This is a genomic window from Streptomyces sp. JL2001, from assembly GCF_050917515.1.
Lineage (GTDB): Bacteria > Actinomycetota > Actinomycetes > Streptomycetales > Streptomycetaceae > Streptomyces.
On the sequence record NZ_CP169421.1, the window covers coordinates 2,790,297 to 2,812,980 of the forward strand.

The following is a 22,684-nucleotide window of genomic DNA, read 5'->3' on the forward strand; positions in this document are numbered from 1 at the left end:
TCCGCCCGGGGCCGGTCGCTCCTACCGGACGGCGTCGTCCGGGGGCTCCTCGGACGCCGTTCCCAGCAGGATCTCCTCCAGCTCGGCGCGGTCCGGGAGACGGGCGGGGCGTACGACGTCCCCGGTCCGCACGTAGACGAAACAGGCGGCGACCTCGTCGGCGGACAGGCCGTGCTGCTCGGCCCAGGCGAGCCGGTAGAGGGCGAGCTGGAGCGGGTCGGCGGTGCGCTGGTGGCTGGTCTTCCAGTCGACGATCTCGTACGCGCCGGTCTCCGGGTCCCGGTAGACCGCGTCGATCCGGCCGCGGACGACCCGGCCGGCGAGGGACAGGTGGACGGGGACCTCGACGCGGTACGGGGTGCGGTGGGCGTACGGGGTGAGCGCGAAGGCGTCCTTGAGGGCGTCGAGGTCGCGCTCGTCGGCGATCTCGGGTTCGCCGGCGAAGTCCTCGCCGCCGGGGAGCTCGTCGGGGCCGAGCATGGGCAGGGGCAGTTCCTCGAACCGGGACTCGACCCAGGCGTGGAACCGGGTGCCGCGCCGGGCGGCGGGCTGCGGCGGACGGGGCATGGGCCGGGCCAGGTCCTGGGCGAAGCCGTCGGGGTCGGCGGCGAGGCGGAGGACCTGGGAGGCCGAGAGGTAGGCGGGCAGCACGACGTCGCGGGTGGTGGCGCGGGCACGGCGGAGCTCGGTGGTGAGGGAGCCCAGGTCGCGGTCCCAGGAGGCGAGCGTGCGGGCCTCCTCGGGTGTCAGGCCCCGGGTCTCCGCCGCCGCCCGGGTGCCCTGGGGGTCGCGAGCCGCGTCCCGGGGCGCCGGCACCCGGCTCCCGTGACGGCCGGGACCGCCGTCGGGGTCGCCGGACGGCGGTCCGGCGGAGGCGTCGGCGGGTACGGCCGCCGGGGCCTCGGTACGGGACCCGGCGGGCGCGGACCCGGTGCCCTCGCCCGACTCGTCCGCGGGGTCGGACCACGCGTCGTCCGGCCACGCCTCCTCGTCGTTCCACCCCTCCTCGCCCGGCCAGGGCTCGTCCTGCGGCCAGGGCTCCTCCTCGGGCCAGGGAGCGTCGTCGTCGACGGCGCCGGCCACGGCGGGGAACGACCCCGCGGAACCGGTGTCCGGGTCGTCCCGGAGCGGCTCGTCCTCCCGCAGGGCCGCCAGGACCTGCTCCGCGGCCCTGCGGCGGCGCAGCATGCCGTCGGGGTCCAGCGGGAGCGGCCACGCCTCGTCGGGACGGCGCCCGCTGAGCGAGGGGTTCTCGGCGTCCTTCTCCGGTTCGTCCGCCCACGCCTCGATCTCGCCGAAGCCGGCCGCGCAGTGGTCGTACAGCGCCCCGAGGAACGCGGAGGGCCCGCGGGGCCTCTTCTGCGCCGGGCCCCACCAGTGGGCCGAGCCGAGCAGCAGGGAGCGGGGGCGGGTGAAGGTCACGTAGCCGAGGCGGAGCTCCTCGGTGTGCTGGTGCTCCCGCATGGCGTCCTTGAACGACGCGAGGGCCTTGGCGTCCCAGCCGTCGACCGCCGGCAGTGTGGGGGCGTCGCCGCGCAGGGCGTGCGGCAGTACCTGCGGCTGCGAGGTCCACGCCTCGCGGGCCCGGGTGCTGGGGAACTGGGAGGCGACCAGGCCCGGTACCGCGACCACGTCCCACTCCAGGCCCTTGGACTTGTGCGCGGTCAGGACCTTCACCGTGTTCTCGCCGCCCGGGAGGGCGTTGTCGAGGCCCTTCTCGTACTGCGCGGCGGTGCGCAGGAAGGCGAGGAACGCCAGCAGGGTCGCCTCGCCGTCCAGGGACGCGAAGCCGGCCGCGATGTCGAGGAAGTGGGACAGGGTCTCGCGGCGGCGGGCGGCCAGGGCGTGCGGCGAGGCGGAGAGCTCGACCTCCAGTCCGGTGGCCGCGAGCACCCGGTGCAGGACGTCCATCAGCGGGTCGGCCAGCGAGGAACGCAGCGCGCGCAGTTCCGTGGCCAGGCGGGCGAAGCGGACCCGGGCGTCGGCGGAGAACGGCAGGCCGTCGTCCTCCCCGCCGGACTCCAGGAAGGTGTCGAGCGCGTCGGCGAGCGAGACGACCTCGGCCGGATCGACGCCCTCGACCGCCGCCGCGAGCCTCTCGTCGGCGTCCGCTCCGTCGATGCCCCGCTCGCGGTGCACGAGGAGGCGGGCACGGCGGCCGAGGAGGGCCAGGTCACGGGGGCCGATGCGCCAGCGGGGGCCGGTCAGAAGCCGCACCAGGGAGGCGTTGGCGCCGGGGTCCTGGAGGACCTCGCAGACGGCGACCAGGTCGGCCACCTCGGGCAGGTGCAGGAGTCCGGAGAGCCCGACGACCTCGACCGGCACGTCGCGGGCGACGAGCGCGGCCTGGATCGCCGGGAAGTCGGTGGCCGTCCGGCACAGCACGGCGATCTCGCCCGGCTCTTTGCCGGTGCGGACGAGGTGGGCGAGGGAGTCGGCGAGCCAGTCGATCTCCTCGGCGTGGGTGGGGAGCAGGGCGACGCGGACCATGCCGTCGCGCTCCGCGCCCGGCGCGGGGCGCAGGGCTTCCACACCCTCGTGCATGGCCCGCAGGGGCGCGGCGAGCCCGTTGGCGAGGTCGAGGAGCCGGCCGCCGCTGCGCCGGTTCTCGGAGAGCGCGTACCGGGTGGCGGGGCTGCCGTCCCGGTACGGGAAGTGGTCGGGGAAGTCGTCGAGGTTGGCGACGGAGGCGCCGCGCCAGCCGTAGATCGCCTGGCAGGGGTCGCCGACGGCGGTCACGGCGTGGCCGGTGCCCTGGCCGAACAGGCCGGAGAGCAGCAGCCGCTGGGCGACCGAGGTGTCCTGGTACTCGTCGAGGAGCACGACCCGGAACTCGTCCCGCAGGATCGCGCCGACCTCGGGGCGGGTGGTGGCGAGCTCGGCGGACAGGGCGATCTGGTCGCCGAAGTCGAGGAGGTCGCGGGAGCGTTTGGCCGCGCGGTAGCGGACGACGAGGTCGAGCAGCTCGCGGCGCCCGGAGGCGGTCTCGGGCACCTTGCGCAGGTCGGCGTTGGTGAGCTTGGCGCCGGCCAGCACGGCGAGCAGCTCGGTGTCGTGGGCCGCCAGGTCGGCGGGGCGGACGAGGTGCTCGGCGAGTTCGGCGTCGAGCGCCAGCAGGTCGCTGACGAGGTTCGGGAAGGACCGGGTCAGCGCGGGGTACGGGCCGGGCGCCTCGCGCAGGACGCGCGCGGCGAGCTGGTAGCGGGTGGCGTCGGCCAGCAGGCGCGAAGTGGGCTCCAGGCCGATGCGCAGGCCGTGGTCGGTCAGCAGTTGCCCGGCGAAGGCGTGGTACGTGGAGATGCGGGGCTCGCCCGGCGGGTTGTCGGGGTCGATGACGTCCGGGTCGGTGACCCCGGCCCGGACGAGCGCGGTACGGACGCGTTCCGCGAGCTCGCCCGCGGCCTTGTTGGTGAAGGTCAGGCCGAGGACCTGTTCGGGGGCGACCTGGCCCGTGCCGACCAGCCAGACCACCCGGGCGGCCATCACCGTCGTCTTGCCGGAGCCGGCTCCGGCCACGATGACCTGCGGGGCGGGCGGCGCGATGATGCAGGCCGTCTGCTCCGGGGTGAACGGGATGCCGAGGAGCTCCTTGAGCTGCTCGGGGTCGGTGATGCGTGCGGTCACCCCAAAGAGGCTAACGGGGACCACCGACAGCTCCGACCGCCCGGCGCCGGAGCGGGGGTGTCCGTCGCGCGTCCGCCGCCGGGACCGGCGGTCGCGCCCTGGGTGGTCAGACGCTCGAACCGGGATCCAGCTTGGAGAGGTCGACCGTCTCGTCCTCCGGGGGCACCACGACCTTCACGGGCTTGTCGTAGGCGGACAGGACCATCGTCCCGGGCTCCTCTCCGCCGGTCTTGACGATCTTGAGGATGTGGGGCTTGCCCACCTGGGACACGGACACCGTGGTCGTCTCGCCCGTGGGCTTCTTCTTCACCAGGGTGGCGACGGGCGTTCCGGCCACCTCGGCGTCCGGCCCCCGGGTCATCCCGCGGCGGTCGGCCTCGTCCTTGTCCAGGTCCGCGAGCATGGCCTTGAGGTCGCAGACTCCGCCGAGGTCGCCGCTGCCCGCCTGGCCGGGCGTGATCTTCAGCCAGCGGCCCTCGAGGAGCTCGATGGTGGCGTCGATCTGGGGCTCGGGCAGGCCCTGGGAGGTCATGGAGGTGCGCCAGAACTTCTCGTCGCCCTTCATGTACGTGACGCCCTCGACCTGCCGGAGCTCGGCGCCGCCACCGCCGATCCGGAGCTTGCCCGTGCACGCACTGTGGTCGTTGACGGCGAAGTCGACGTCCAGCGGCTGCCCGTCCGTCACGACGCGTCCGGTCATCCGCAGCGAGGTCGCGGACTGGGTGGCGGCGACGGCCCGGTCGGCGATCTGGTCGGCGGTCAGGCCCCGGAAGGGATCGGGCGAGGGGCTGGGGGCGAGATCCGCGAGCCCCACGGCGGCGTGGGCGGCGGCAGCCGGCGCGACGGCGGGCTGCGCCGGGGAGGCCGCCGCGGCCCAGCCCGCCGGGCCCGCGCCGGCCAGTACGGCCGTGCAGAGCGCCGTCGCGATCCGGAGCTTTCGATGGGTGGCCATGCGGGCCTCCTCGCGCCTGCCCCCGACCACCAGGGTGACCCCGCGCGCCTGCTCACGCGACCGCACGGACCGGCCGCCGGAGGCCGCACGGCCCACCGGGAGGGGCTCGGACCGGCCGCCCGGGTCCACCCGGCCCACCGGAGCACCCGGAGCCGGCTCCCCGGCCGCGGTGCCCCGGTCACCCCACGATGTGGCGGCCCTCTGGCTGCGCGCTGCACGAGGCGCGGAAGGTGCACTGGGCGCAGTGCTGGCCGGTGCTGGGGGTGAAGCGCTCGTCCAGGACCCGGCCCGCCGCGGTGGCCAGCAGGTCGCCGACCCACTCCCCCGCGAGCGGCTCCTGCGCCTGGACCTTGGGGAGCGCCTCCCCGCCCTCCTTCCTGGGCGCGGGCTGGCGCAGCTGGACGAGCTCGGCGCCTCCCGGCTCGGGGCGGTGGCCGTCGAAGGCCTCGTCCAGGGCGCCCTCCCGCACCGCCAGCTGGTAGACGGCCAGCTGGGGGTGGTGGGCGACCTCGTCCCTGGTGGGCGCGGACTTGCCGGTCTTGAAGTCGACGACGTAGGCGCGGCCGTGCTCGTCGGCCTCGACGCGGTCCATGGAGCCGCGGATGCGGACCTCGTACGCGCCGGCTTCGAGGGTCACGTCGAAGTCGTGCTCGGTGGCGGCGGGCGTCCGACCGCCGCGGTCCATGACGTGCCAGCGCAGGAAGCGTTCGAGCGCCACGCGCGCGTGCTCCTTCTCCTGGGAGGACTTCCAGGGGGCGTCGAAGGCGAGGGCGTCCCAGACGGAGTCCAGGCGGGCCATGAGCACGTCGAGGTCGGCCGGGGTCCGGCCGGAGGCGACCTCGTCGGCCAGGACGTGGACGACGTTGCCGAAACCCTGGGCGGCGGTGGCGGGGGTGTCGGCCTTGACCTCGCGGCCCAGGAACCACTGCAGGGCACAGGTGTTGGCGAGCTGGTCGAGGGCCGAGCCGGAGAGGGCGACGGGGCGGTCGCGGTCGCGGAGGGGCACCTTGCTGTGGGTGGGCTCGTACAGACCCCACCAGCGGTCCGGGTGGGCGGCGGGGACGAGCGGCTGGCCCTCGTCGTCGGTGAGGGCGGCGAGCCTGGCGAGGCGCCGGGCGGCGGCCTCACGCAGCGCGTCCGAGGCCTCCGGGTCGACGGTGGTCGCCCTGAGTTCGGCGACGAGCGCGGCCACGGCGAGGGGACGGCGGGGTCGGCCGGTGACGTCCCTGGGCTCGGCGCCGAGTTCGGTCAGGAAGCGGGAGGGCTGGTCGCCGTCGTCGGCCGGTGCCTTGACGGCGGTGACGACGAGGCGGTCGCGGGCCCGGGTGGCGGCGACGTAGAAGAGGCGGCGCTCCTCGGCGAGGAGGGCGCCGGGGGTGAGGGGTTCGGCGAGGCCGTCGCGGCCGATGCGGTCGGCTTCGAGAAGCGAACCGCGGCGGCGCAGGTCGGGCCAGAGGCCCTCCTGCACACCGCAGACGACGACCAGGCTCCATTCGAGGCCCTTGGAACGGTGGGCGGTCATGAGACGGACGGCGTCGGGGGCGGCCTGGCGCTTGGAGAGGGTGTCGGCGGCGATGTCCTGGGCGTCGAGCTCTTCGAGGAAGTTGAGGACGCCCCGGCCGCCGACCCGGTCCTCGGCGCGGGCGGCGCTCTCGAAGAGGGCGCAGACCGCGTCGAGGTCACGGTCCGCGTTGCGGCCGGCGGCGCCGCCGCGCAGGGCCGCGCGCTCCAGGCGGCCGGGCCAGGGGGTGCCGTCCCAGAGCAGCCAGAGCGCTTCCTCGGCGGTGCCGCCGGCGGCGAGCCGGGCACGGGTGCGGCGGAGCAGCTCACCGAGCCGGCGGGCGCCGCGGGCGAAGGACTGGTCGTGGGCGACGAGCCGCTCGGGCTCGGCGAGGGCCCGGGTGAGCAGGACGTCGGAGGCGGGCGGCACCTTGTTCCCGCCGGCCCGCTCCTCGTCCCGCAGGGCCCGCCCGAGGCGGCGCAGGTCGGCGGGGTCCATCCCGGCGAGGGGCGAGGCGAGCAGGGCGAGTGCGGTCTCGGTGTCGAGCCAGCCGGGGGACCCGTCGGTGTCGTCTCCGGGCACGCCGGTGGTGCGCGGATCGGCGTCGCCGGCGTCGTCGGCCGGCACGCCGGTGCCGTCGGCCGGCACGAGGGCGGTGGGCGGATCGGCGTCGTCGGCGGGCACGTCGGCCGACGTGCCCGGCTCCACGGTGTCCTCCGCGCCGCCCGGCCCGACCGCCGCCTCCGTCGCCGCCGCCCGCAGGGCCAGCAGGAGCGGCGCCACCGCCGGCTCGTGCCGGAGCGGGGTGTCGGCGGCGTCCGTCTCCAGGGGGACGCCCGCGGAGGTGAGGGCCCGGCGCAGCACCGGGATCGGCGTGCCGGAACGGACCAGGACGGCCATGGCGTGCCAGGGCACGCCGTCCTCCAGGTGGGCGCGACGCAGCAGGTCGGCGATGTTGTCGAGTTCGGTGGAGGCCGTGGGGTAGGTGTACGTCTCCACCGAGCCGCCGCCCCGCAGGGGCGCGAGCTCGCGGTGGGCGCGCACCTTGTCGGCGGGCAGGCGCGGCAGCGGCATGCGCTGGGTGAGCAGCCGGGTGGCCTGCAGCAGACCGGCCCCCGAGCGGCGGGAGGCCGTCAGGACCCGGACGTCGGCCGGCCGGCCGTCGCCGTGTGGGAAGGCGTCGGGGAAGTCGAGGATGCCGTTGACGTCGGCGCCCCGGAACGCGTAGATCGACTGGTCGGGGTCGCCGAACGCGACCACTGTGCGTCCCCCGCCGGCGAGCGCGCGCAGCAGCCGTACCTGCGCCGGGTCGGTGTCCTGGTACTCGTCGACGAAGACCGCGTCGTACGCGGGCAGCGTCACGCTCTCGGAGAGCAGCACCGCGCGGTGCACGAGTTCCGTGTAGTCGAGCACGCCCTGGAGGTCCAGCACGTCCAGGTACTCGGCCAGGAACCCGGCCGCCGCCTTCCAGTCCGGCCGGCCCACCCGCTGGGCGAAGTCGGCCAGCGCCCGCGGCCCGAGGCCGAGCTCGCGCGAGCGGGCCAGCACGGCGCGCACCTCGTCGGCGAAGCCGCGCGTGGTCAGGCAGGCCCGCAGTTCGTCGGGCCACCGGACCCGGCCGAGGCCCGAGCGCTCCAGGTCGATCTGGCCGGCGAGCAGCTCCCGGACGGCCAGGTCCTGCTCGGGACCGGACAGCAGCCGCAGGGGCTCGGCGAACAGCTCGGCGTCCTGGTGCGCGCGGATCAGGGCGTAGCAGTAGGAGTGGAAGGTCGTCGCCTGCGGCGGGCGTACGCCGCCGAGGCGTGCGGCCATCCGGTCGCGCAGCTCCACGGCCGCCTTGCGGCTGAAGGTGAGGACGAGGATCCGTTCCGGGTCCGCCCCCTTCTCGATCCGCGCGGCCACCGCCTCGACCAGCGTCGTCGTCTTGCCGGTGCCGGGTCCGGCCAGGACGAGCAGTGGTCCGCCCGCGTGGTCAACCACTTCCCGTTGTGCTGCGTCCAGCACAGGGGGATCCACCGGAACCGGCGCGGTACGCACCAGTCGGTACGCGCCGGGGCCCCGTCGCGTACGTCGGGTGGTGGAGGAGGTGCTCACGTGGATCGCCGGTCCTGGAGGAGTGTGCGGTGCGGGTGCCGGTGCCGGGGCACGGTGTGCGGGACGGACGTCGACGTTACGGGAAGAGGGCGGCGCCCGACGCGCACTCCGTACGGTCGGCACAGCGCCCGCCCGGTCCCCCCATGGCCGAAGCTGTCAGGTGTGAGCTCCGCCATCCCACCGTGCCCGGCGCATGTCGAGCTTCGGCATGTGCCCCTCGGCACTCCGTCCCGCCTCGCGGAGCGGGGTGTCCTCCTCGCGGTAGTGGCCGAGGGCCCTCAGCTCGTGGCCCGGCAGCAGGGCCCCGTCGGCGCGCACCACGCGCCACCACGGCACCGCCCCGCCGTAGAGGGCCATCACCCGGCCGACCTGGCGCGGACCGCCCTCACCCAGCCATTCGGCCACGTCACCGTAGGTCATCACCCGGCCCGGCGGGATCAGCTCGGCGACCTCCAGGACCCGTTCCGCGTACTCCGGAAGCTCCTCGACGCTCATCCGCCCCATCCTGCCTCACCCCACCGACAACCCCCTGATGCCTCCGCGAGGCGCCGCTTCGTGCCACCATCGTCCGGGCGGTGACTGGTGATACGAGATCAAGAGCGACAAGAACACCAAGACGGACTAAACAGAGAAGACAGACAAGCGACGCGAGTGGCACAGGCAGAGACGGACATGGTGATGGGGCACGACGCTCGGCCTCCTGAGGAGGAGGCTCACCCCGGCGTGCCCGGCACACCCGAACCCGAGCGGGTGTCCGGTGACGAGCCGCTGCTCGCCGCCCGCGTCCACCGGCCCTCCGACCTGATGCGGCTCCTGGTGGGTCTCCTCGCGATCGCGGTCGTCATCGGTATCGCCGCCTTCGCCCACGGCACCACCTCCGGCCTGGAGCAGGACATCAACAAGGGCGCCGGCGGCGCCCCCGACGTCTTCGTCAAGATCGCCGGTCTGGTCTCCAGCATCGCCGTGCTGCTCGTACCCGTCGCCTTCGCCATCGAGCGCCTGATCAAACGGGACGGCCTCCGGATCGCCGACGGCGTCCTCGCCGCCGTCCTCGCCCACGGCGTGACCCTCGCCGTCGACCTGTGGGTCGCCAAGGCCGCCCCCGGCACCATCCAGGACGCCCTGACCCAGCCGCAGTCCGGGGGCGGGCTCACCGACCCGGTGCACAACTACCTCGCCCCCGTCATCGCCTACATGACGGCCGTCGGCATGGCCCGCAGACCCCGCTGGCGGGTGATCCTGTGGATGGTGCTGCTGCTCGACGCGTTCACGATGCTGGTGGCCGGCTACACCACCGCCCTCTCGATCATCCTGACCGTGCTGATCGGCTGGACCGTCGCGTACGGGACGCTGTACGCGGTCGGCTCCCCCAACGTCCGGCCCACCGGCCAGACCCTCCTCGCCGGTCTGCGCAGAGTGGGCTTCCGTCCGGTCTCGGCCCTGCGGGCGGAGGGCGTACCGGACTCGGCCGACAGCGGCGACCGCGGACGCCGGTACATCGTCACGCTGGAGGACGGACCACCGCTCGACGTCACCGTCGTCGACCGGGAGCAGCAGGCGCACGGCTTCTTCTACCGCGCGTGGCGCCGGCTCACCCTGCGCGCCATCACCACCCGCCGCTCGATCGTCTCGCTGCGCCAGGCGCTCGAACAGGAGGCCCTGCTCGCGTACGCGGCGATCGCCGCCGGCGCCAACGCCCCGAAGCTGATCGCCACCTCCGAACTCGGCCCGGACGCCGTGATGCTCGTCTACGAGCACCTGGGCGGCCGCACCCTGGACTCGCTGGACGACACGGAGATCACCGACGACCTGGTGCGCAGCGCCTGGCGCCAGGTACGGGCGCTCCAGTCGCGCCGCATCGCGCACCGCAGACTCACCGGCGACGCGATCCTGGTGGATCGTTCCGGCAACGTGATCCTGACCGATCTGCGCGGCGGCGAGATCGCCGCCGGCGATCTGGTGCTGAGGATGGACATCGCCCAGCTCCTGACCACCCTCGGCCTGCGGGTGGGCGCCGAGCGGGTGGTCGCGGCGGCCGTGGAGATCCTCGGTCCTGACCCGATCGCCGACTGCCTCCCGCTCCTCCAGCCGATCGCGCTGAGCCGCTCGACCAGGGCGACGCTGCGCAAGCAGGCACGGGAGCGCTCGCAGCGGGAGCGCGAGGCCGTCCTCGAAGCCTCGGAGGCCGCGAAGCAGGCCCGGGCCGAGGCCGCCGGGCATCCGGCCGACACCAAGGCGGACCGCAAGTCCGACCGGAAGATGGAGAAGGCGGAGAAGCAGGCCGAGAAGCGGGCCCTGGACGAGGCACGCGACGAGGCGCGCGAGGAGGACCTGCTGGCGCAGATCCGCCAGCAGGTCCTGCTGATCCGCCCCCAGGCGCCGGTGGAGCCGGTCCGTCTGGAGCGGATCAAACCGCGCACGCTCGTCAGCCTGATCGCCGGCGCGGTGGCCGCCTACTTCCTGCTCTCGCAGATCGCCCGCACCCCGCTCTCCACGGTCAGCCAGGCCGACTGGCGGTGGGTCGCCGCGGCCGTGCTGTTCTCCGCGCTGAGCTACGTGGCGGCGGCGATGAGCCTGCTCGGCTTCGTGCCGGAGCGCGTCGGCTTCTGGCGGACCGTGGCCGCCCAGGTGGCCGGATCGTTCGTGAAGATCGTCGCCCCGGCGGCGGTCGGCGGCGTCGCGCTGAACACCCGCTTCCTCCAGCGCTCGGGCGTACGGCCCGGGCTGGCGGTGGCGAGCGTCGGCGCCTCCCAGCTGTTCGGCCTCGGCTCGCACATCCTGCTGCTGCTGCTGTTCGGCTACCTGACGGGTACCGAGAAGTCGCCGTCCTTCACCCCGTCGAGGACGGTCATCGCCGGTCTGCTGACCGTGGCGGTGCTGGTCCTCGTGGTGACCGCGATCCCGTTCATGCGGAAGTTCGTCTCCACCCGGGTGCGCTCCCTGTTCGCCGGCGTGGTCCCGCGCATGCTGGACGTGCTCCAGCGGCCCATGAAGCTGGCCACCGGCATCGGCGGCATGCTCCTGCTGACCGGCGTCTTCGTCCTCTGCCTCGACGCCTCGATCCGCGCGTTCGGGCACGACAGCGAAGGCCTCAGCTACGCGAGCGTGGCCGTCGTCTTCCTCGCGGGCAACGCGCTGGGCTCGGCGGCGCCGACCCCGGGCGGCGTCGGCGCGGTCGAGGGCGCGCTGATCGGCGGTCTCCTCGCGGTCGGCCTCCCGCTGGAGGTCGCCACCCCGGCGGTGCTGCTCTACCGCCTCCTCACGCTGTGGCTCCCGGTCCTGCCGGGCTGGCTCTGCTTCAACTGGCTGACCAAGCGGGGCGACCTCTAGGGGGTGTCCGTCCGGGGCCGTACGCGCCCGGACGGCGCGGCGGGGCGTGCCACCCGCGTGGCCCACTCGCCCGCGCGGGGGCCCTGCGCACGGCCCACCATGGCTCTATGCCGATCTCCGCCGCGCAGCGCGCCGCTCTGCTCACCGCGACCACCGTGCTGCTCGCCGCCGGATGTTCGGACAGCGGCGACTCGGCCTCCGAACCGGCCCCGCCCTCCGGCTCCGCCGGACTGGCCGGACTGGCCTCGCAGAAGCTGGAATGGGCGCCGTGCCCGCCGCCCTCCCCCGCCGAGGGCGGCGGCCCCGCCCCCTCGCCGCTGCCCGGCGGCACGCCTTGGGAGTGCGCGTTCATGAAGGCGCCGCTCGACTACGGCGAGCCCGACGGCGAGACGATCGAGCTCGCCCTGATCCGGGCCCGGGCCCGGGACCAGAACCGGCGGATCGGCTCCCTCGTCTACAACTTCGGCGGCCCCGGCGGCTCCGGTGTCACCGGGCTGCCCGCCTTCGCGGGCGACTACGAGAAGCTCCGCTCCCGCTACGACCTGGTCTCCTTCGACCCCCGCGGCGTGGGCCGCAGCGAGGGCGTCGAGTGCGCGACCGACAAGGAGCTGGACGCCTACTACGCCCTGGACTTCACGCCCGACGACCTCGCCGAGGAGCGGACCCTGTCCACGGCGCAGAAGAAGTACGCGAACGGCTGCGAGAACGAGTCGGGCCCGATGCTCCCCCGCGTCGGCACCGAGAACGCCGCCCGGGACATGGACCTGATGCGCCAGGTCCTCGGTGACGACAAGCTCCACTACTTCGGCATCTCCTACGGCACCGAACTCGGCGGCGTGTACGCCCACCTGTTCCCGAAGAACGTGGGCCGCGCCCTGTTCGACGCCGTCGTCGACCCCGACGCCGGCACCGAGGAGGGAGCGCTGGGCCAGGCGCGGGGATTCCAGCTCGCGCTCGACAACTTCGCGAAGGACTGCGTGGACCGCGGCGACGCCTGCTCCCTGCCGGGCTCGACGGTCGCGGAGATCGAGGCGTTCATCGTCGGCCTGCTCGCCGAGCTCGACAAGAAGCCGATCCCCGGCATCGGGGACCGCAAACTGACCCAGACGCAGGCCACCAACGGCATCGCGCAGGCGCTGTACTCCAAGGAGTACTGGCAGTACCTGGAGCAGGGTCTGGACGCGGCCGACGGCGGCGACGGCGCGCTGCTGCTCGCTCTGTCCGACTCCATGAACGGCCGCGACCAGAACGGCAGTTACAGCAACATCCAGGCGGCGAACGCGGCCATCAACTGCGTGGACTTCAAGGAGCGCTTCACGCTGGGTCAGGCCAAGGAGCGGCTCCCGGAGTTCCGGGAGGCGTCCGCGGTGTTCGGCGACTACATGGGCTGGGCCCTGTCGAGCTGCTCGCAGTGGCCGGTGCCCGGCACCTGGGAGCACCCGGACGTCTCGGCGCCCGGCGCCGCCCCGATCCTGGTGGTCGGCACCACCGGCGACCCCGCGACCCCGTACGAGGGGACGAAGGCGATGGTGGAGGCGCTCGGCGACGGCGTGGGCGTGGAGCTGACCTACGAGGGCGAGGGCCACGGCGCCTACAACAGCGGCAGCAAGTGCGTGCAGAACGCGGTCGACGCGTACTTCCTGGAGGGGAAGGTGCCGGCCTCCGGAACCCGGTGCAAGTGACGGGAGAGGCCCACGGGTCCGCAGTGACCCACGAGCCGCCCCGGGACGCCCCCTAGGATGACGGTCCGGTCCGGAACGCGGGGGGTCTCGTCACACATGTCGATACGGATACGGGCGGCGGCGTGCGCCGCCGCCGCACTGCTCGTCGCCGGCTGCTCCGCCGGCACCGACCCGGCCGGCCCGGCCCCCGCGCCCCCGTCACGCGGCGACGCCAAGGCGCCGGACGACTCCGGACTGCCGCAGGCCCTCGTCTCCCAGCGCCCCGACTGGAAGCGGTGCGAGGCGCCGCGGGGCGGCGAGAGTCCCGGCTCGGCATGGCGCTGCGCGAGTGTCAGGGTCCCCCTCGACTACGCCGAGCCCGACGGGGAGACGATCCCGGTCGCGCTGATCCGCAAGGAGGCCCTGGACAAGGGTGAGCGGATCGGGTCGCTGCTCTTCGACTTCGGCGGGCCCGGCGCGTCCGGCGTCGACATCCTGCCCCGGGCGGCCGCGGAGTACGGCTCCCTCAACCGCCGCTACGACCTGGTCGGTTTCGACCCCCGAGGGGTGCAGCGCAGCGCCGGTGTCGTGTGCCGGGACGACGAGGAGCTGGCCGCCGCCGAGGCGCGGGTCGACCTGACGCCCGACACCCCGGCCGAGGAGGCCGCGTACCTCAAGGACGGCGCCGACTTCGGCGCGGGCTGCGCCCGCCGGTCCGGCAAGGTCATCCCGCACACCACGACCACGAACACCGCCCGCGACATGGACCTCGTGCGCCGGGTCCTCGGCGACGACAAGCTCCACTACTTCGGCATCTCCTACGGCACCCAACTCGGCGGCGTGTACGCCCACCTGTTCCCGAAGTCGGTCGGGCGCACGGTCCTCGACGCCGTCGTCGACCCGACCGCGGACTCCGTGGGGCACGCCCGCAACCAGACCATCGGCTTCCAGCGGGCCCTGGACAACTACCTGAAGAGCACCGACGCCGACCCGAAGTCCGGCACCGATCGCATCGTGCGGCTGCTGGGCAGGCTGGACCGCGACCCGCTGCCGGTCGGAGAGCGGAAGCTGACCGAGGGCCTGGCGCTCACCGGCATCGCCGTGACCCTGTACGGGCAGGGCAACTGGCCCCTGCTCACCTCGGCCCTGCGCGAGGCGGAGAACGGCAACGGCGCGGAGCTGCTGAGCCTCGCGGACTCGTACAACGACCGTGACGCGACCGGGCACTACAGCACGCAGTCCCATTCCCAGCGGGCGATCTCCTGCGCCGACTCCTCGACGCGCCCCACGGCCGCGCAGGCGAAGGCCCTGGTTCCGGAGTTCCGCGCGCTGTCGCCCGTCTTCGGCGCCTTCCTGGCCTGGGACACGGCCGGCTGGTGCGCGAACTGGCCGGTGGCCGGCGAGTCGGCGACCCCCGGGGCGAGCGCGCCGGGCGCCGGCCCGATCCTGGTCGTCGGCACCACCGGCGACCCCGCCACCCCGTACGAGGGCGCCGAGCGGATGGCGAAGGCGCTGGGGCCCGGCGTCGGCATCCTGGTCTCCAACAAGGGCGAGGGCCACGGCGCGTACGGCGAGTCCGCCTGTGTGACGCAGACGGTCGACGCCTACCTGCTGGACGGCAAGGTCCCGGCCTACGGCACCACCTGCGGCTGAGGCCGCGGGCCGCGTACGGCCGAGGGCCCGGACCTGTTCCCAGGTCCGGGCCCTCGCCGTTGTGCCGCGAACTCCCGCGGACGGCCGTCTAGTAGATCGGCTTCTCGGGCTCGATCTGGTTGACCCAGCCGATCACGCCGCCGCCGACGTGCACCGCGTCCGCGAAGCCGGCGGACTTGAGCACGGCGAGGACTTCCGCACTGCGGACACCCGTCTTGCAGTGCAGGACGATCCGGCGGTCCTGCGGCAGGTCCTGGAGGGCGTTGCCCATCAGGAACTCGTTCTTGGGGATCAGCTTCGCGCCCGGGATCGAGACGATCTCGTACTCGTTCTGCTCGCGGACGTCGATGATCTCGATCTTCTCGTCCGTGTCGATCCACTCCTTGAGCTGCCGCGGAGTGATCGTGGAGCCGAGCGCCGCCTCCTGCGCCTCCTCCGACACGACGCCGCAGAAGGCCTCGTAGTCGATGAGTTCGGTGACGGTGGGGTTCTCGCCGCAGACCGCGCAGTCGGGGTCCTTGCGGACCTTGACCTGGCGGTACTGCATCTCCAGGGCGTCGTAGATCATCAGCCGGCCGACCAGCGGGTCGCCCACGCCGGCCAGGACCTTGATCGCCTCGGTGACCTGGATGGAGCCGATGGACGCGCAGAGCACGCCCAGGACGCCGCCCTCGGCGCAGGACGGGACCATGCCCGGCGGCGGGGGCTCCGGGTAGAGGCAGCGGTAGCAGGGGCCGTACTCGGACCAGAAGACGGACGCCTGACCGTCGAAGCGGTAGATGGAGCCCCAGACGTACGGCTTGTTCAGCAGTACGCAGGCGTCGTTGACCAGGTAGCGCGTGGCGAAGTTGTCCGTGCCGTCGACGATCAGGTCGTACTGGCTGAAGATCTCCATCACGTTCTCGGCCTCGAGCCGCTCTTCGTGGAGGATCACGTTCACGTACGGGTTGATGCCGAGGACCGAGTCCTTGGCGGACTCGGCCTTCGAGCGGCCGATGTCCGCCTGGCTGTGGATGATCTGGCGCTGCAGGTTCGACTCGTCGACCTCGTCGAACTCCACGATGCCGAGCGTGCCCACACCGGCCGCGGCCAGGTACATCAGGGCCGGCGAACCGAGACCGCCGGCGCCCACACAGAGCACCTTGGCGTTCTTCAGGCGCTTCTGTCCGTCCATCCCGACATCCGGGATGATCAGGTGGCGGGAGTACCTGCGGACCTCGTCTACGGTGAGCTCGGCAGCCGGCTCGACCAGGGGTGGCAGCGACACGGGGGCTCCGTTGGTCGGTATGTCAGTACGGTTGTTCTCCCCGTAACACTGCCACGCCCCTTCTCATTCCGAGACACCCGGTCCAATGCGCGAGACGATTTCGTCCCAGTAGCCGGGCAGCGTTTGGAATGGGTCGGTTTGTCCGGAGCGGTCGCCGTGGTCGGTGAAGAAGATCGTCCCCGCCCCCTGCCAGCGCGCGATCCGCATCGCCTCCTCCAGGTGACTGCGCGGGACCCCGTGGACGAGGTGCACGAACTTCTCCGGCGGGTGGTCGGCGGTCCACTCCGCCACCTGTGACCAGCGGTAGTCCGTCCACGGTCCGGAGAAGGTGACCAGCTGGTCGGCGGCCTCGGCGTAGCCCGGGTACGGATGGGTGCCGTGGCCGAGGACGAGGTGGGCCTCGCCGTCCAGGACCGCCTCCAGGGTGGCCGTGACGCGCCGCACCTCGGGCAGGTCGACCCGGTCCGTGGGGCAGCGGTCGAGGTAGTAGCCGTCGACCTTGTACCAGTCCAGGAAGCGGTGGGCGTCCGAGACGATCTCGCCGAAGTCCCGGGAGCCGTGGCGCAGGTCGAGGTGCCCGAGGACCCTGACCCCGGCGTTCCGGAGCCGGCCGGCGGCCTCCAGGCAGTGCGGGTCCGGCCGGTCGCCCGGCCCGTCGGCGACGTTGAGGACCGCCCAGTGCAGCGGGGTGCCGGGCCGGGTCAGCTCGGCCCATTCGACGGGGGCGAGCAGCGGGTGGGCGTAGCCCGGGACGCCGAACCCCATCTCCCGCACGGCGCCGCTGGTGCTCGTGCTCCTGGTCAGATGCGACACGCCGCCTCCATCCAGATGTCGGCGAGGGACTCCTCGAGGTTGATCCGGGGCCGCCAGCCGAGCCGGTCGCGGGCCGTGCGGACGTCGGCCTGCTGCCAGCCGCCGCAGCCGTCGGGGTACGGGAAGGGGGCCGCGGCCAGCTGCTCGGCGATGGTCTCGGTGCGCGGGGCGCCGATGACCGGCCGCTGCGGCGGACCGTCGAGCTCGTGCAGGGTCCCGGCGTATCCCGCGACCCGGGCGAGGACGGCGGCGGCGTCGCGGAGTTTGACCGCGCGTCCGGTGCCGATGTTCACGACGCCCTGGGCGGCGGAGAGCGAGGCGGCGTGGACGGCCCGGGCCACGTCGCGCACGTCGACGAAGTCGCGCTGCACACCGAGGCCGCCGAGCTTGAGCTCGCCGTCGCCGGCCTGGATGGCGCGGCGCATGGCCTCGGCGAGGCGGCCGAGCGGGGAGCCGGCGGGGGTGCCCGGGCCCACCGGCGAGAACACCCGCAGCACCACGGCGTCGAGGCCGGATCCGAGGACGAGTTCGGTCGCGGCGAGCTTGGACACGCCGTAGGGGCCGCCGGGGCGGGGCACGGCGTCCTCGGCGGTGGAGGAGCCCGGCTGGGAGGGTCCGTACTCGGACGCGCAGCCGACCTGGACGAGGCGGGCACCGCAGCCGCTGCGGCGCAGGGCCTCGCAGACCGTGGCGACGGCGACGGTGTTGTGCCGGGTCAGCTCGCGGGCGCCGCCGCGGGTGGCGCCCGCGCAGTTCACCACGACGCCCGGGTGGACGGCGTCCAGGAACCGGGTCAGCGCCCCGGGGCTGCCGCCCGCGAGGTCGAACCGCACGTCGGCGTCGTCACCCCGCCCGAGGGCGGTGAGGTGCACGGCCGGGTCGGCCAGCAGGCGGTCGGCGACGTAGCGGCCGATGAATCCGTTGGCTCCGAGCAGCAGCACCCTCATCGCGCGGCCCCTTCGTGCCGACCGGCCGGTGCTGTGGATGGGGAGGTCATGTCTCTTTCGTCTCCTTGGAATGGGTCCTGCGTGTGGGCACGCCCGAGGCGTCGGCTCCGCGGGCGTGCCGGGGGGTCAGGGAGTGTCGTGGGCCGGGACCCGCGCGTGGGCGGAGGCCCGTGAGAGGGCGGCGGTGGCATGGGCCAGGAGGCCGAGGGCGGCGGCGCCGCAGATCACGGCGGGTACGGCTCCGGGGCCCCAGGTGTCGACCAGGGTGCGGACCGGTGCCGCGAGGAGGTCGCAGCCGGGGAGCCGGGCGGCCAGGACGGTGGCGAGGGCGAGCGCCTGGGCCGCGCAGACGCCGGCGAGGGCGTCGGCGGCGGTCCGGGCGGAGCCGTGGGCGGCGAGGAGCCGGGCGACGAGCAGCAGGGCGCCGAGGGCGAGGGCGCCGGGGGCGAAGCCGGTCAGGGCGAGCAGGCCGGCGAGGACTGCGGTGTGCAGGGCGACGGTGGCGAGGAGCAGCGGGCGGGTGCCGGCGGCGAAGTCCTCCAGGCCCCGGCTGGCGGCGAGCCGGCGGCGGGCCCGGGTGGCGAAGAGATGGGCGCACCAGGCGGCGGGGGCGACGGCGAGGGCGAGTCCGAGGACCGGACCGGGGGTGAGCGCCCAGCCGCCGTCGGGTCCGCCGGTGAGCAGTGCGCCGAGCAGGCCGTCCCCGCCGAGCGCGTACGCGAGGAGCCAGAGGGTCCAGACGCGGGCGGCGGGGACGCTGCGGCCGGCGGTGCGCAGCGGGCCCCGCCGGACGGCGAGGGCGAGCGCGACGGCCAGGCCGAGGGCCCCGGCCACGCCGACGGCGAGGCGCACGGGCCCTTCGGTGAGGGCGAGGCCGGTGCCGGCGAGGGCCGCGACGGCCCCGGGCGCCACGGCGGCCGTCGCCCAGCCCGCCCACCCGGTGCCGGCGCCGTCCTCGGGCGCGGGGCGCACGGCCGCGCCGGTGCCGCGCGGCACGCGTGCGTACAGCTCCTCGGCGAGCGAGAAGACGTCCCGGTGGCGGAATCGGGCGGCGGTCCGGTCGGTGACCCCGTGGACCTCGAGTCCGGCCGCGATCTCCAGGGCGTCCACGGCCCTTTCGCACAGGTCCCGGTGACGGTGCATCAGCGCCTTGACCGGGTCGGCGGGCCCGCGGCGCACGGGCCGGGCGGGCGTGGCCCGCGGGGCGTCGTGGGCGGTGTCCGCCGACGGGCGGGGCCGACCGGTCTCCTGGGCGGGGGTGGTGTCCGCCGGTTCGGGGTGCTCCGCGTCCGTCGCCTGCCCGGCCGTCAGTGCCTGGGCCGCCAGGAGGGCCTCGGAGCGGGTGTTCCAGGGGCCGGGGCTCGTGGGGGCGGCGGAGCCGCGCATGGGGGTGCCTCCTTCAGGCATCGGGGTCTCCCGCCCGGCCGGCCGCGCTCACCGGGCGGCCCGCCAGGATGCCGGGGACGTGGGACTCGGCCGGGTGTCCGAAGGGGATGCCGTCGGCGGCGCGGCGGCGGACCGGGGAGCGGGAGAGGAGTTCCAGGTAGATGCCGCGAAATGCCGCGATGTTCTGTTCGACCGTGAAGAGTTCGAGCGCGCGGGCACGGGCGGCGGCGCCGAGCCGGTAGCGGCGCTCGGGGTCGCGCAGCAGGGCCAGGCAGGAGTCGGCGAGCGCCCGCGGATTGCGCGGGGGGACGACGAGTCCGGTGCCGCCGATGACCTCGACCACGGCCCCGACGTCCGTCGAGACGGTCGCGCGGGCGCAGAACATCGCCTCGACGAGACTGATCGGGAAGCCCTCGACGACGCTGGAGAGTACGACGACCGCGCCGGCCGCGTAGGCGTCGGCCAGGGTGGGCGCCTCCGGCCCCCCGATCTCCTCGAAGGTGACCGGGTTCTCGCCGACGTCGTGCGCGCCGGCCGCCTCGTCGGGGAAGAGCTGGGCCGCGAGCGAGCGGCAGTGCGCGAGGTAGGTCTCGGCGCCGGGCTCGCGCACGGGGGCGGCGATGATCCGGAGCCGGACCTCGGGCTGGGCCTTGCGGACCTCGGCGAAGGCGTGGAGCAGCGCGATGAGGTCCTTGGCGGGCTCGACGCGGCCGACCCAGACGAGCGTGGCCGGGTCGCCGCTCTCCTCGTCCTCGCCGACCTCGGTGAAGCGCGCGGACTCCATGCCCGGGTAGACCGTGCGGATCCTGGCGCGGTCGGCCCCGCACCGCTCCTGCCAGCGGCGGGCGTGGGTGTTGCCGGGGGTGAGGAGCGCGGCCTGCCGGTAGACCTCGGCGGCCAGGCGGCCCTGGAAGGCGGCGAGCAGGGCGCGGACGGGGGCGGAGAGGGGCGCGTCGCCGGCCGAGAGGTAGTGGGCGCGCAGCTGGACGCCGTACTCGGTGACGAGGAGCGGGGTGCCGAAGAAGCGTTTGGCCAGCAGGCCGGGCAGGGCCGCGGATCCGCCGGAGGCGGCGTGACAGAGGTCTGCGGCGCCGAGCGCGTCGTCGCCGTACCAGTCGAGCGACAGTGGGCGCAGGGCCCGCTCGAGCTGGTCGACGAAGGCCAGGTAGTCGGGGACGGTCGCGGCGGACACGCCCCTGCGCACGCCGGGCGCGCGGCAGGCCGATTCGAGGGTGCGGACGGCGAGTTCGGAGCGGAGGGCGGCGTGCAGTCCGCCGCGCTCGCGGGCGAGCTCGGCCAGTCCGTACAGCCCTTCGGCGAAGTCCTCCGCCGCCTGCGGGAGTGCGCCGGGCAGGACGCCGCCGGGGGCCGCGAAGCCGGTCGCGTCGGGTCCGGGGGCGTCCGGCTCGGCGCAGATGCCGTGCGCGAGCGACCGGAAGTGACCGGCGAACCGGCGGCGGTCGCGCCGCCCGTGGGTGCGGCCGTCGTCCTCGGGCGCCCACAGCGGGGCGGTCCGGACACGGCGCACGTGCGGTGGCAGGACGACGTGGCCGCCGGCCTCCTCGCGGGCGGTGCGGCTCAGGGCGTAGAGGTCGAACTCGTGCGGGGCGAGCCCGCGCACGAGCCGGTCGCACCAGAGTCTGGACTCACCCGTGGCGTACGGGTAGCCACCCTCCGTCAGCAGTCCGATCCGCATGAGTACACCCCCGATCTCCCTTGACGGCAGCCGTCGTTCGTCCGGCTATTCGCAGCGGGAAGAAACGTAAGCGGACATGCCGGTGGCGCGATGGACGGTTGTCCGTCGCGCCACCGGAAGGGGTGAATGCACGTAACTTTCCCAGCCCGATCGCGTTCCGTCGCGGTACGGGCCGAATCGTGCACGGAGAGTCAGGCTGCGGCCAGGTCCCGACGTCGTCGCCGGCACCCCGTCGCGGTCACGACGGGACGGCAGGACGCGGGGCGGGGCCGTGCGCCGACGTCAACTACCGGGGTGCACCCAGGGGTTGGGGCGGCACTTGATGTCGTCGATGTCCAGGGACTTCGTCTGCTGCTGCATGACCGGGGCGAGCGCGCCCGGCGTCCGGCAGGTCACGTGGCTGTGTCCCAGCCGGTGTCCGACCTCGTGGTTGATGAGCATCTGGCGGTACGCGTGCATCGCCTTGTCGCCGAAGGTCTCCGAACCCTGGGCCCAGCGGTAGGCGTTGATCATGACCCGGGGGGTGGACGCGGAGTCGCAGGACACGTTGTCGACCGTGGTGTCCAGACCGGACTTCGCGCACCAGACGCCGGTGGTACCGGGGCTCGCGAGGGTGATCACGAACTCGGGCTCCCCGCTGGAGATCCGCTCGAAGGTCATCTCGCCCTTGCCGGCCCAGCTCCGCCGGTCGTTGAGCGTCTTCTGCACGGCCTGCGCGAAGAGGGCGGGGTCGAGCCCGAGCCCCTTCTCCACGTCGACGCGGTAGCGGATCTTGCGTCCCTTGCCCGGCGCCTTGTCGAAGCCGCTCACGGCCTCGAACTCCCCCGAGCCCTTGAGCTTGGGGTCGATGGGGAACTGCCGGGTCATCAGCTGCTCGTAGGTGGGCGGCGCGGCCTGCACGGGCAGAGCGGGGGCCGTCCGCTCGTCGGAGCGCGAGGCGGAGCCGTCGTCCACGGTGCGGTCGGCGGGCTCCTCGGCCGCGTGGGCGAGGGGGCTGCCGGTGTCCCGGTCGGCCACCTGGCCGGCCACGACGACGGCGAGGACGGTGGTGACGGCGGCCGCGGCGATCCCGGTGAAGGCGCGTCCCTTGCCCCCGGTCCTGGCGGGCGGCGTCGGCGTGTCGAGCGGCTCGGGCTCGTCCTGGGCCGGCGGGGCGAGCGGATCCCCGGTGACGGTCTCCCGCCGGGGGCCGGGGATGAAGGCGGACTGCGGCGTGGCGGTCCGGGCAGCGCCGGCCTGCCGGTCGCCGTAGCGCTCGGGCCGTTGTCGCGGCTCGAAGAAGTCGGGGTGGCCGCCCCGTACGGAGGAGTCGGCGGGTTCGGGGTGGACCGGGGTGCCGTGTGTCGGCGTGTCCCACACGGGCCGCCCGGGCGCGCCCTGGCCGTACCCGCCCGGTGCGGCGGGGCCCCGCCCCGTCACGGGCTGCCCGTACGCGGGCCGCCTCCCCTGGTCCCGTCCGGCCGGGGCGGGCCGGTACGGGTCCGGGCGGTAGGGCTCCTGCCTGCGGGGGGCGTCCGTCCGCCCCGCCCCGTTCCCGGGGACCTCGCGGTAGACGCCGTCGCCGTACGAGCCCTCGCCGTAGGAGGTGTCGCCGTACGAGCCCTCGCCGTACGGATCCGTGCCGTACGCGTCCTGCCCGGGCGTCCGCCTGCGGCGCCCCGTCCCCGTCCCGGGCCCCGCCGTCTCCCGCGGTCCCGCGCCGCCCGTGGGGGCGGGTGCGGGAGTGGGTCCCTTGCGGCTGTGTCGTCCCACGGCCCGGA

The 22,684-nt window shown here is 74.6% G+C and carries 13 protein-coding genes; 3 read left to right on the forward strand and 10 right to left on the reverse strand.

What is annotated here, in order from left to right; all coding sequences use genetic code 11:
- Positions 1–21 precede the first annotated feature (21 nt).
- The 4 genes from ACE1OA_RS12150 to ACE1OA_RS12165 form a co-directional block, all read right to left on the reverse strand.
- Positions 22–3,624: a UvrD-helicase domain-containing protein gene (locus ACE1OA_RS12150; protein ID WP_432752763.1), complete on the reverse strand. Its 3,603-nt coding sequence runs from the start codon at positions 3,622–3,624 to the stop codon at positions 22–24.
- Positions 3,625–3,730: 106 nt separating this feature from the next.
- Positions 3,731–4,576 (reverse strand): hypothetical protein, encoded by an 846-nt coding sequence (locus tag ACE1OA_RS12155; RefSeq protein ID WP_432752764.1) that lies wholly within the window; start codon positions 4,574–4,576, stop codon positions 3,731–3,733.
- A 178-nt stretch (positions 4,577–4,754) separates the two neighbouring features.
- Positions 4,755–8,171: an ATP-dependent helicase gene (locus ACE1OA_RS12160; protein ID WP_432752765.1), complete on the reverse strand. Its 3,417-nt coding sequence runs from the start codon at positions 8,169–8,171 to the stop codon at positions 4,755–4,757.
- A 156-nt stretch (positions 8,172–8,327) separates the two neighbouring features.
- Positions 8,328–8,675, reverse strand: coding sequence for an MGMT family protein (locus ACE1OA_RS12165; RefSeq protein ID WP_386541100.1), 348 nt, complete (start codon positions 8,673–8,675; stop codon positions 8,328–8,330).
- Between the two features lie 168 nt (positions 8,676–8,843).
- On the opposite strand from ACE1OA_RS12165, the gene ACE1OA_RS12170 reads away from it, so the two are divergent.
- The 3 genes from ACE1OA_RS12170 to ACE1OA_RS12180 all read left to right on the forward strand — a co-directional run bounded on the left by ACE1OA_RS12170 (position 8,844) and on the right by ACE1OA_RS12180 (position 14,815).
- Positions 8,844–11,501 carry a lysylphosphatidylglycerol synthase domain-containing protein gene (locus tag ACE1OA_RS12170; RefSeq protein ID WP_356778857.1) on the forward strand — a complete coding sequence of 886 codons (2,658 nt, stop codon included), beginning with the start codon at positions 8,844–8,846 and terminating at the stop codon, positions 11,499–11,501.
- 107 nt (positions 11,502–11,608) lie between these two features.
- Positions 11,609–13,183 (forward strand): alpha/beta hydrolase, encoded by a 1,575-nt coding sequence (locus tag ACE1OA_RS12175; RefSeq protein WP_356606606.1) that lies wholly within the window; start codon positions 11,609–11,611, stop codon positions 13,181–13,183.
- 96 nt (positions 13,184–13,279) lie between these two features.
- On the forward strand, positions 13,280–14,815 hold the full coding sequence (locus ACE1OA_RS12180; protein ID WP_386541097.1) for an alpha/beta hydrolase: 1,536 nt from the start codon (positions 13,280–13,282) through the stop codon (positions 14,813–14,815).
- 88 nt (positions 14,816–14,903) lie between these two features.
- On the opposite strand, the gene moeZ is transcribed toward ACE1OA_RS12180, so the two are convergent.
- The 6 genes from moeZ to ACE1OA_RS12210 form a co-directional block, all read right to left on the reverse strand.
- A complete protein-coding gene (gene moeZ, locus ACE1OA_RS12185; protein WP_147981107.1) occupies positions 14,904–16,082 on the reverse strand; it encodes an adenylyltransferase/sulfurtransferase MoeZ in 1,179 nt (392 codons plus the stop codon).
- A gap of 63 nt (positions 16,083–16,145) precedes the next feature.
- The gene (locus ACE1OA_RS12190) at positions 16,146–16,895 is read right to left on the reverse strand and encodes a spherulation-specific family 4 protein (RefSeq protein ID WP_384871412.1); all 750 of its coding nucleotides are present in this window, start codon (positions 16,893–16,895) and stop codon (positions 16,146–16,148) included.
- Positions 16,883–17,842 carry an NAD-dependent epimerase/dehydratase family protein gene (locus tag ACE1OA_RS12195; RefSeq protein ID WP_147981106.1) on the reverse strand — a complete coding sequence of 320 codons (960 nt, stop codon included), beginning with the start codon at positions 17,840–17,842 and terminating at the stop codon, positions 16,883–16,885. Before ACE1OA_RS12195 ends, ACE1OA_RS12190 begins: the two co-directional genes overlap by 13 nt.
- A gap of 126 nt (positions 17,843–17,968) precedes the next feature.
- Complete coding sequence (locus tag ACE1OA_RS12200) at positions 17,969–19,228, reverse strand: hypothetical protein (protein WP_384871416.1); 1,260 nt, start codon at positions 19,226–19,228, stop codon at positions 17,969–17,971.
- Positions 19,229–19,241: 13 nt separating this feature from the next.
- Positions 19,242–20,924 carry a DUF3492 domain-containing protein gene (locus tag ACE1OA_RS12205; protein ID WP_384871419.1) on the reverse strand — a complete coding sequence of 561 codons (1,683 nt, stop codon included), beginning with the start codon at positions 20,922–20,924 and terminating at the stop codon, positions 19,242–19,244.
- A gap of 282 nt (positions 20,925–21,206) precedes the next feature.
- Positions 21,207–22,676, reverse strand: a complete 1,470-nt coding sequence (locus tag ACE1OA_RS12210) for a DUF3152 domain-containing protein (RefSeq protein WP_432752766.1) — start codon at positions 22,674–22,676, stop codon at positions 21,207–21,209.
- Positions 22,677–22,684: the final 8 nt, after the last annotated feature.

Coding starts and splice junctions, on each gene's coding strand:
- ACE1OA_RS12165 (WP_386541100.1), bottom strand. CDS start 8,675: ATGGGGCGGATGAGCGTCGAGGAGCTTCCGGAGTACGCGGAACGGGTC.
- ACE1OA_RS12175 (WP_356606606.1), top strand. CDS start 11,609: ATGCCGATCTCCGCCGCGCAGCGCGCCGCTCTGCTCACCGCGACCACC.
- ACE1OA_RS12180 (WP_386541097.1), top strand. CDS start 13,280: ATGTCGATACGGATACGGGCGGCGGCGTGCGCCGCCGCCGCACTGCTC.
- ACE1OA_RS12195 (WP_147981106.1), bottom strand. CDS start 17,842: ATGAGGGTGCTGCTGCTCGGAGCCAACGGATTCATCGGCCGCTACGTC.
- ACE1OA_RS12200 (WP_384871416.1), bottom strand. CDS start 19,228: ATGCGCGGCTCCGCCGCCCCCACGAGCCCCGGCCCCTGGAACACCCGC.
- ACE1OA_RS12205 (WP_384871419.1), bottom strand. CDS start 20,924: ATGCGGATCGGACTGCTGACGGAGGGTGGCTACCCGTACGCCACGGGT.
- ACE1OA_RS12170 (WP_356778857.1), top strand. CDS start 8,844: ATGGTGATGGGGCACGACGCTCGGCCTCCTGAGGAGGAGGCTCACCCC.
- ACE1OA_RS12155 (WP_432752764.1), bottom strand. CDS start 4,576: ATGGCCACCCATCGAAAGCTCCGGATCGCGACGGCGCTCTGCACGGCC.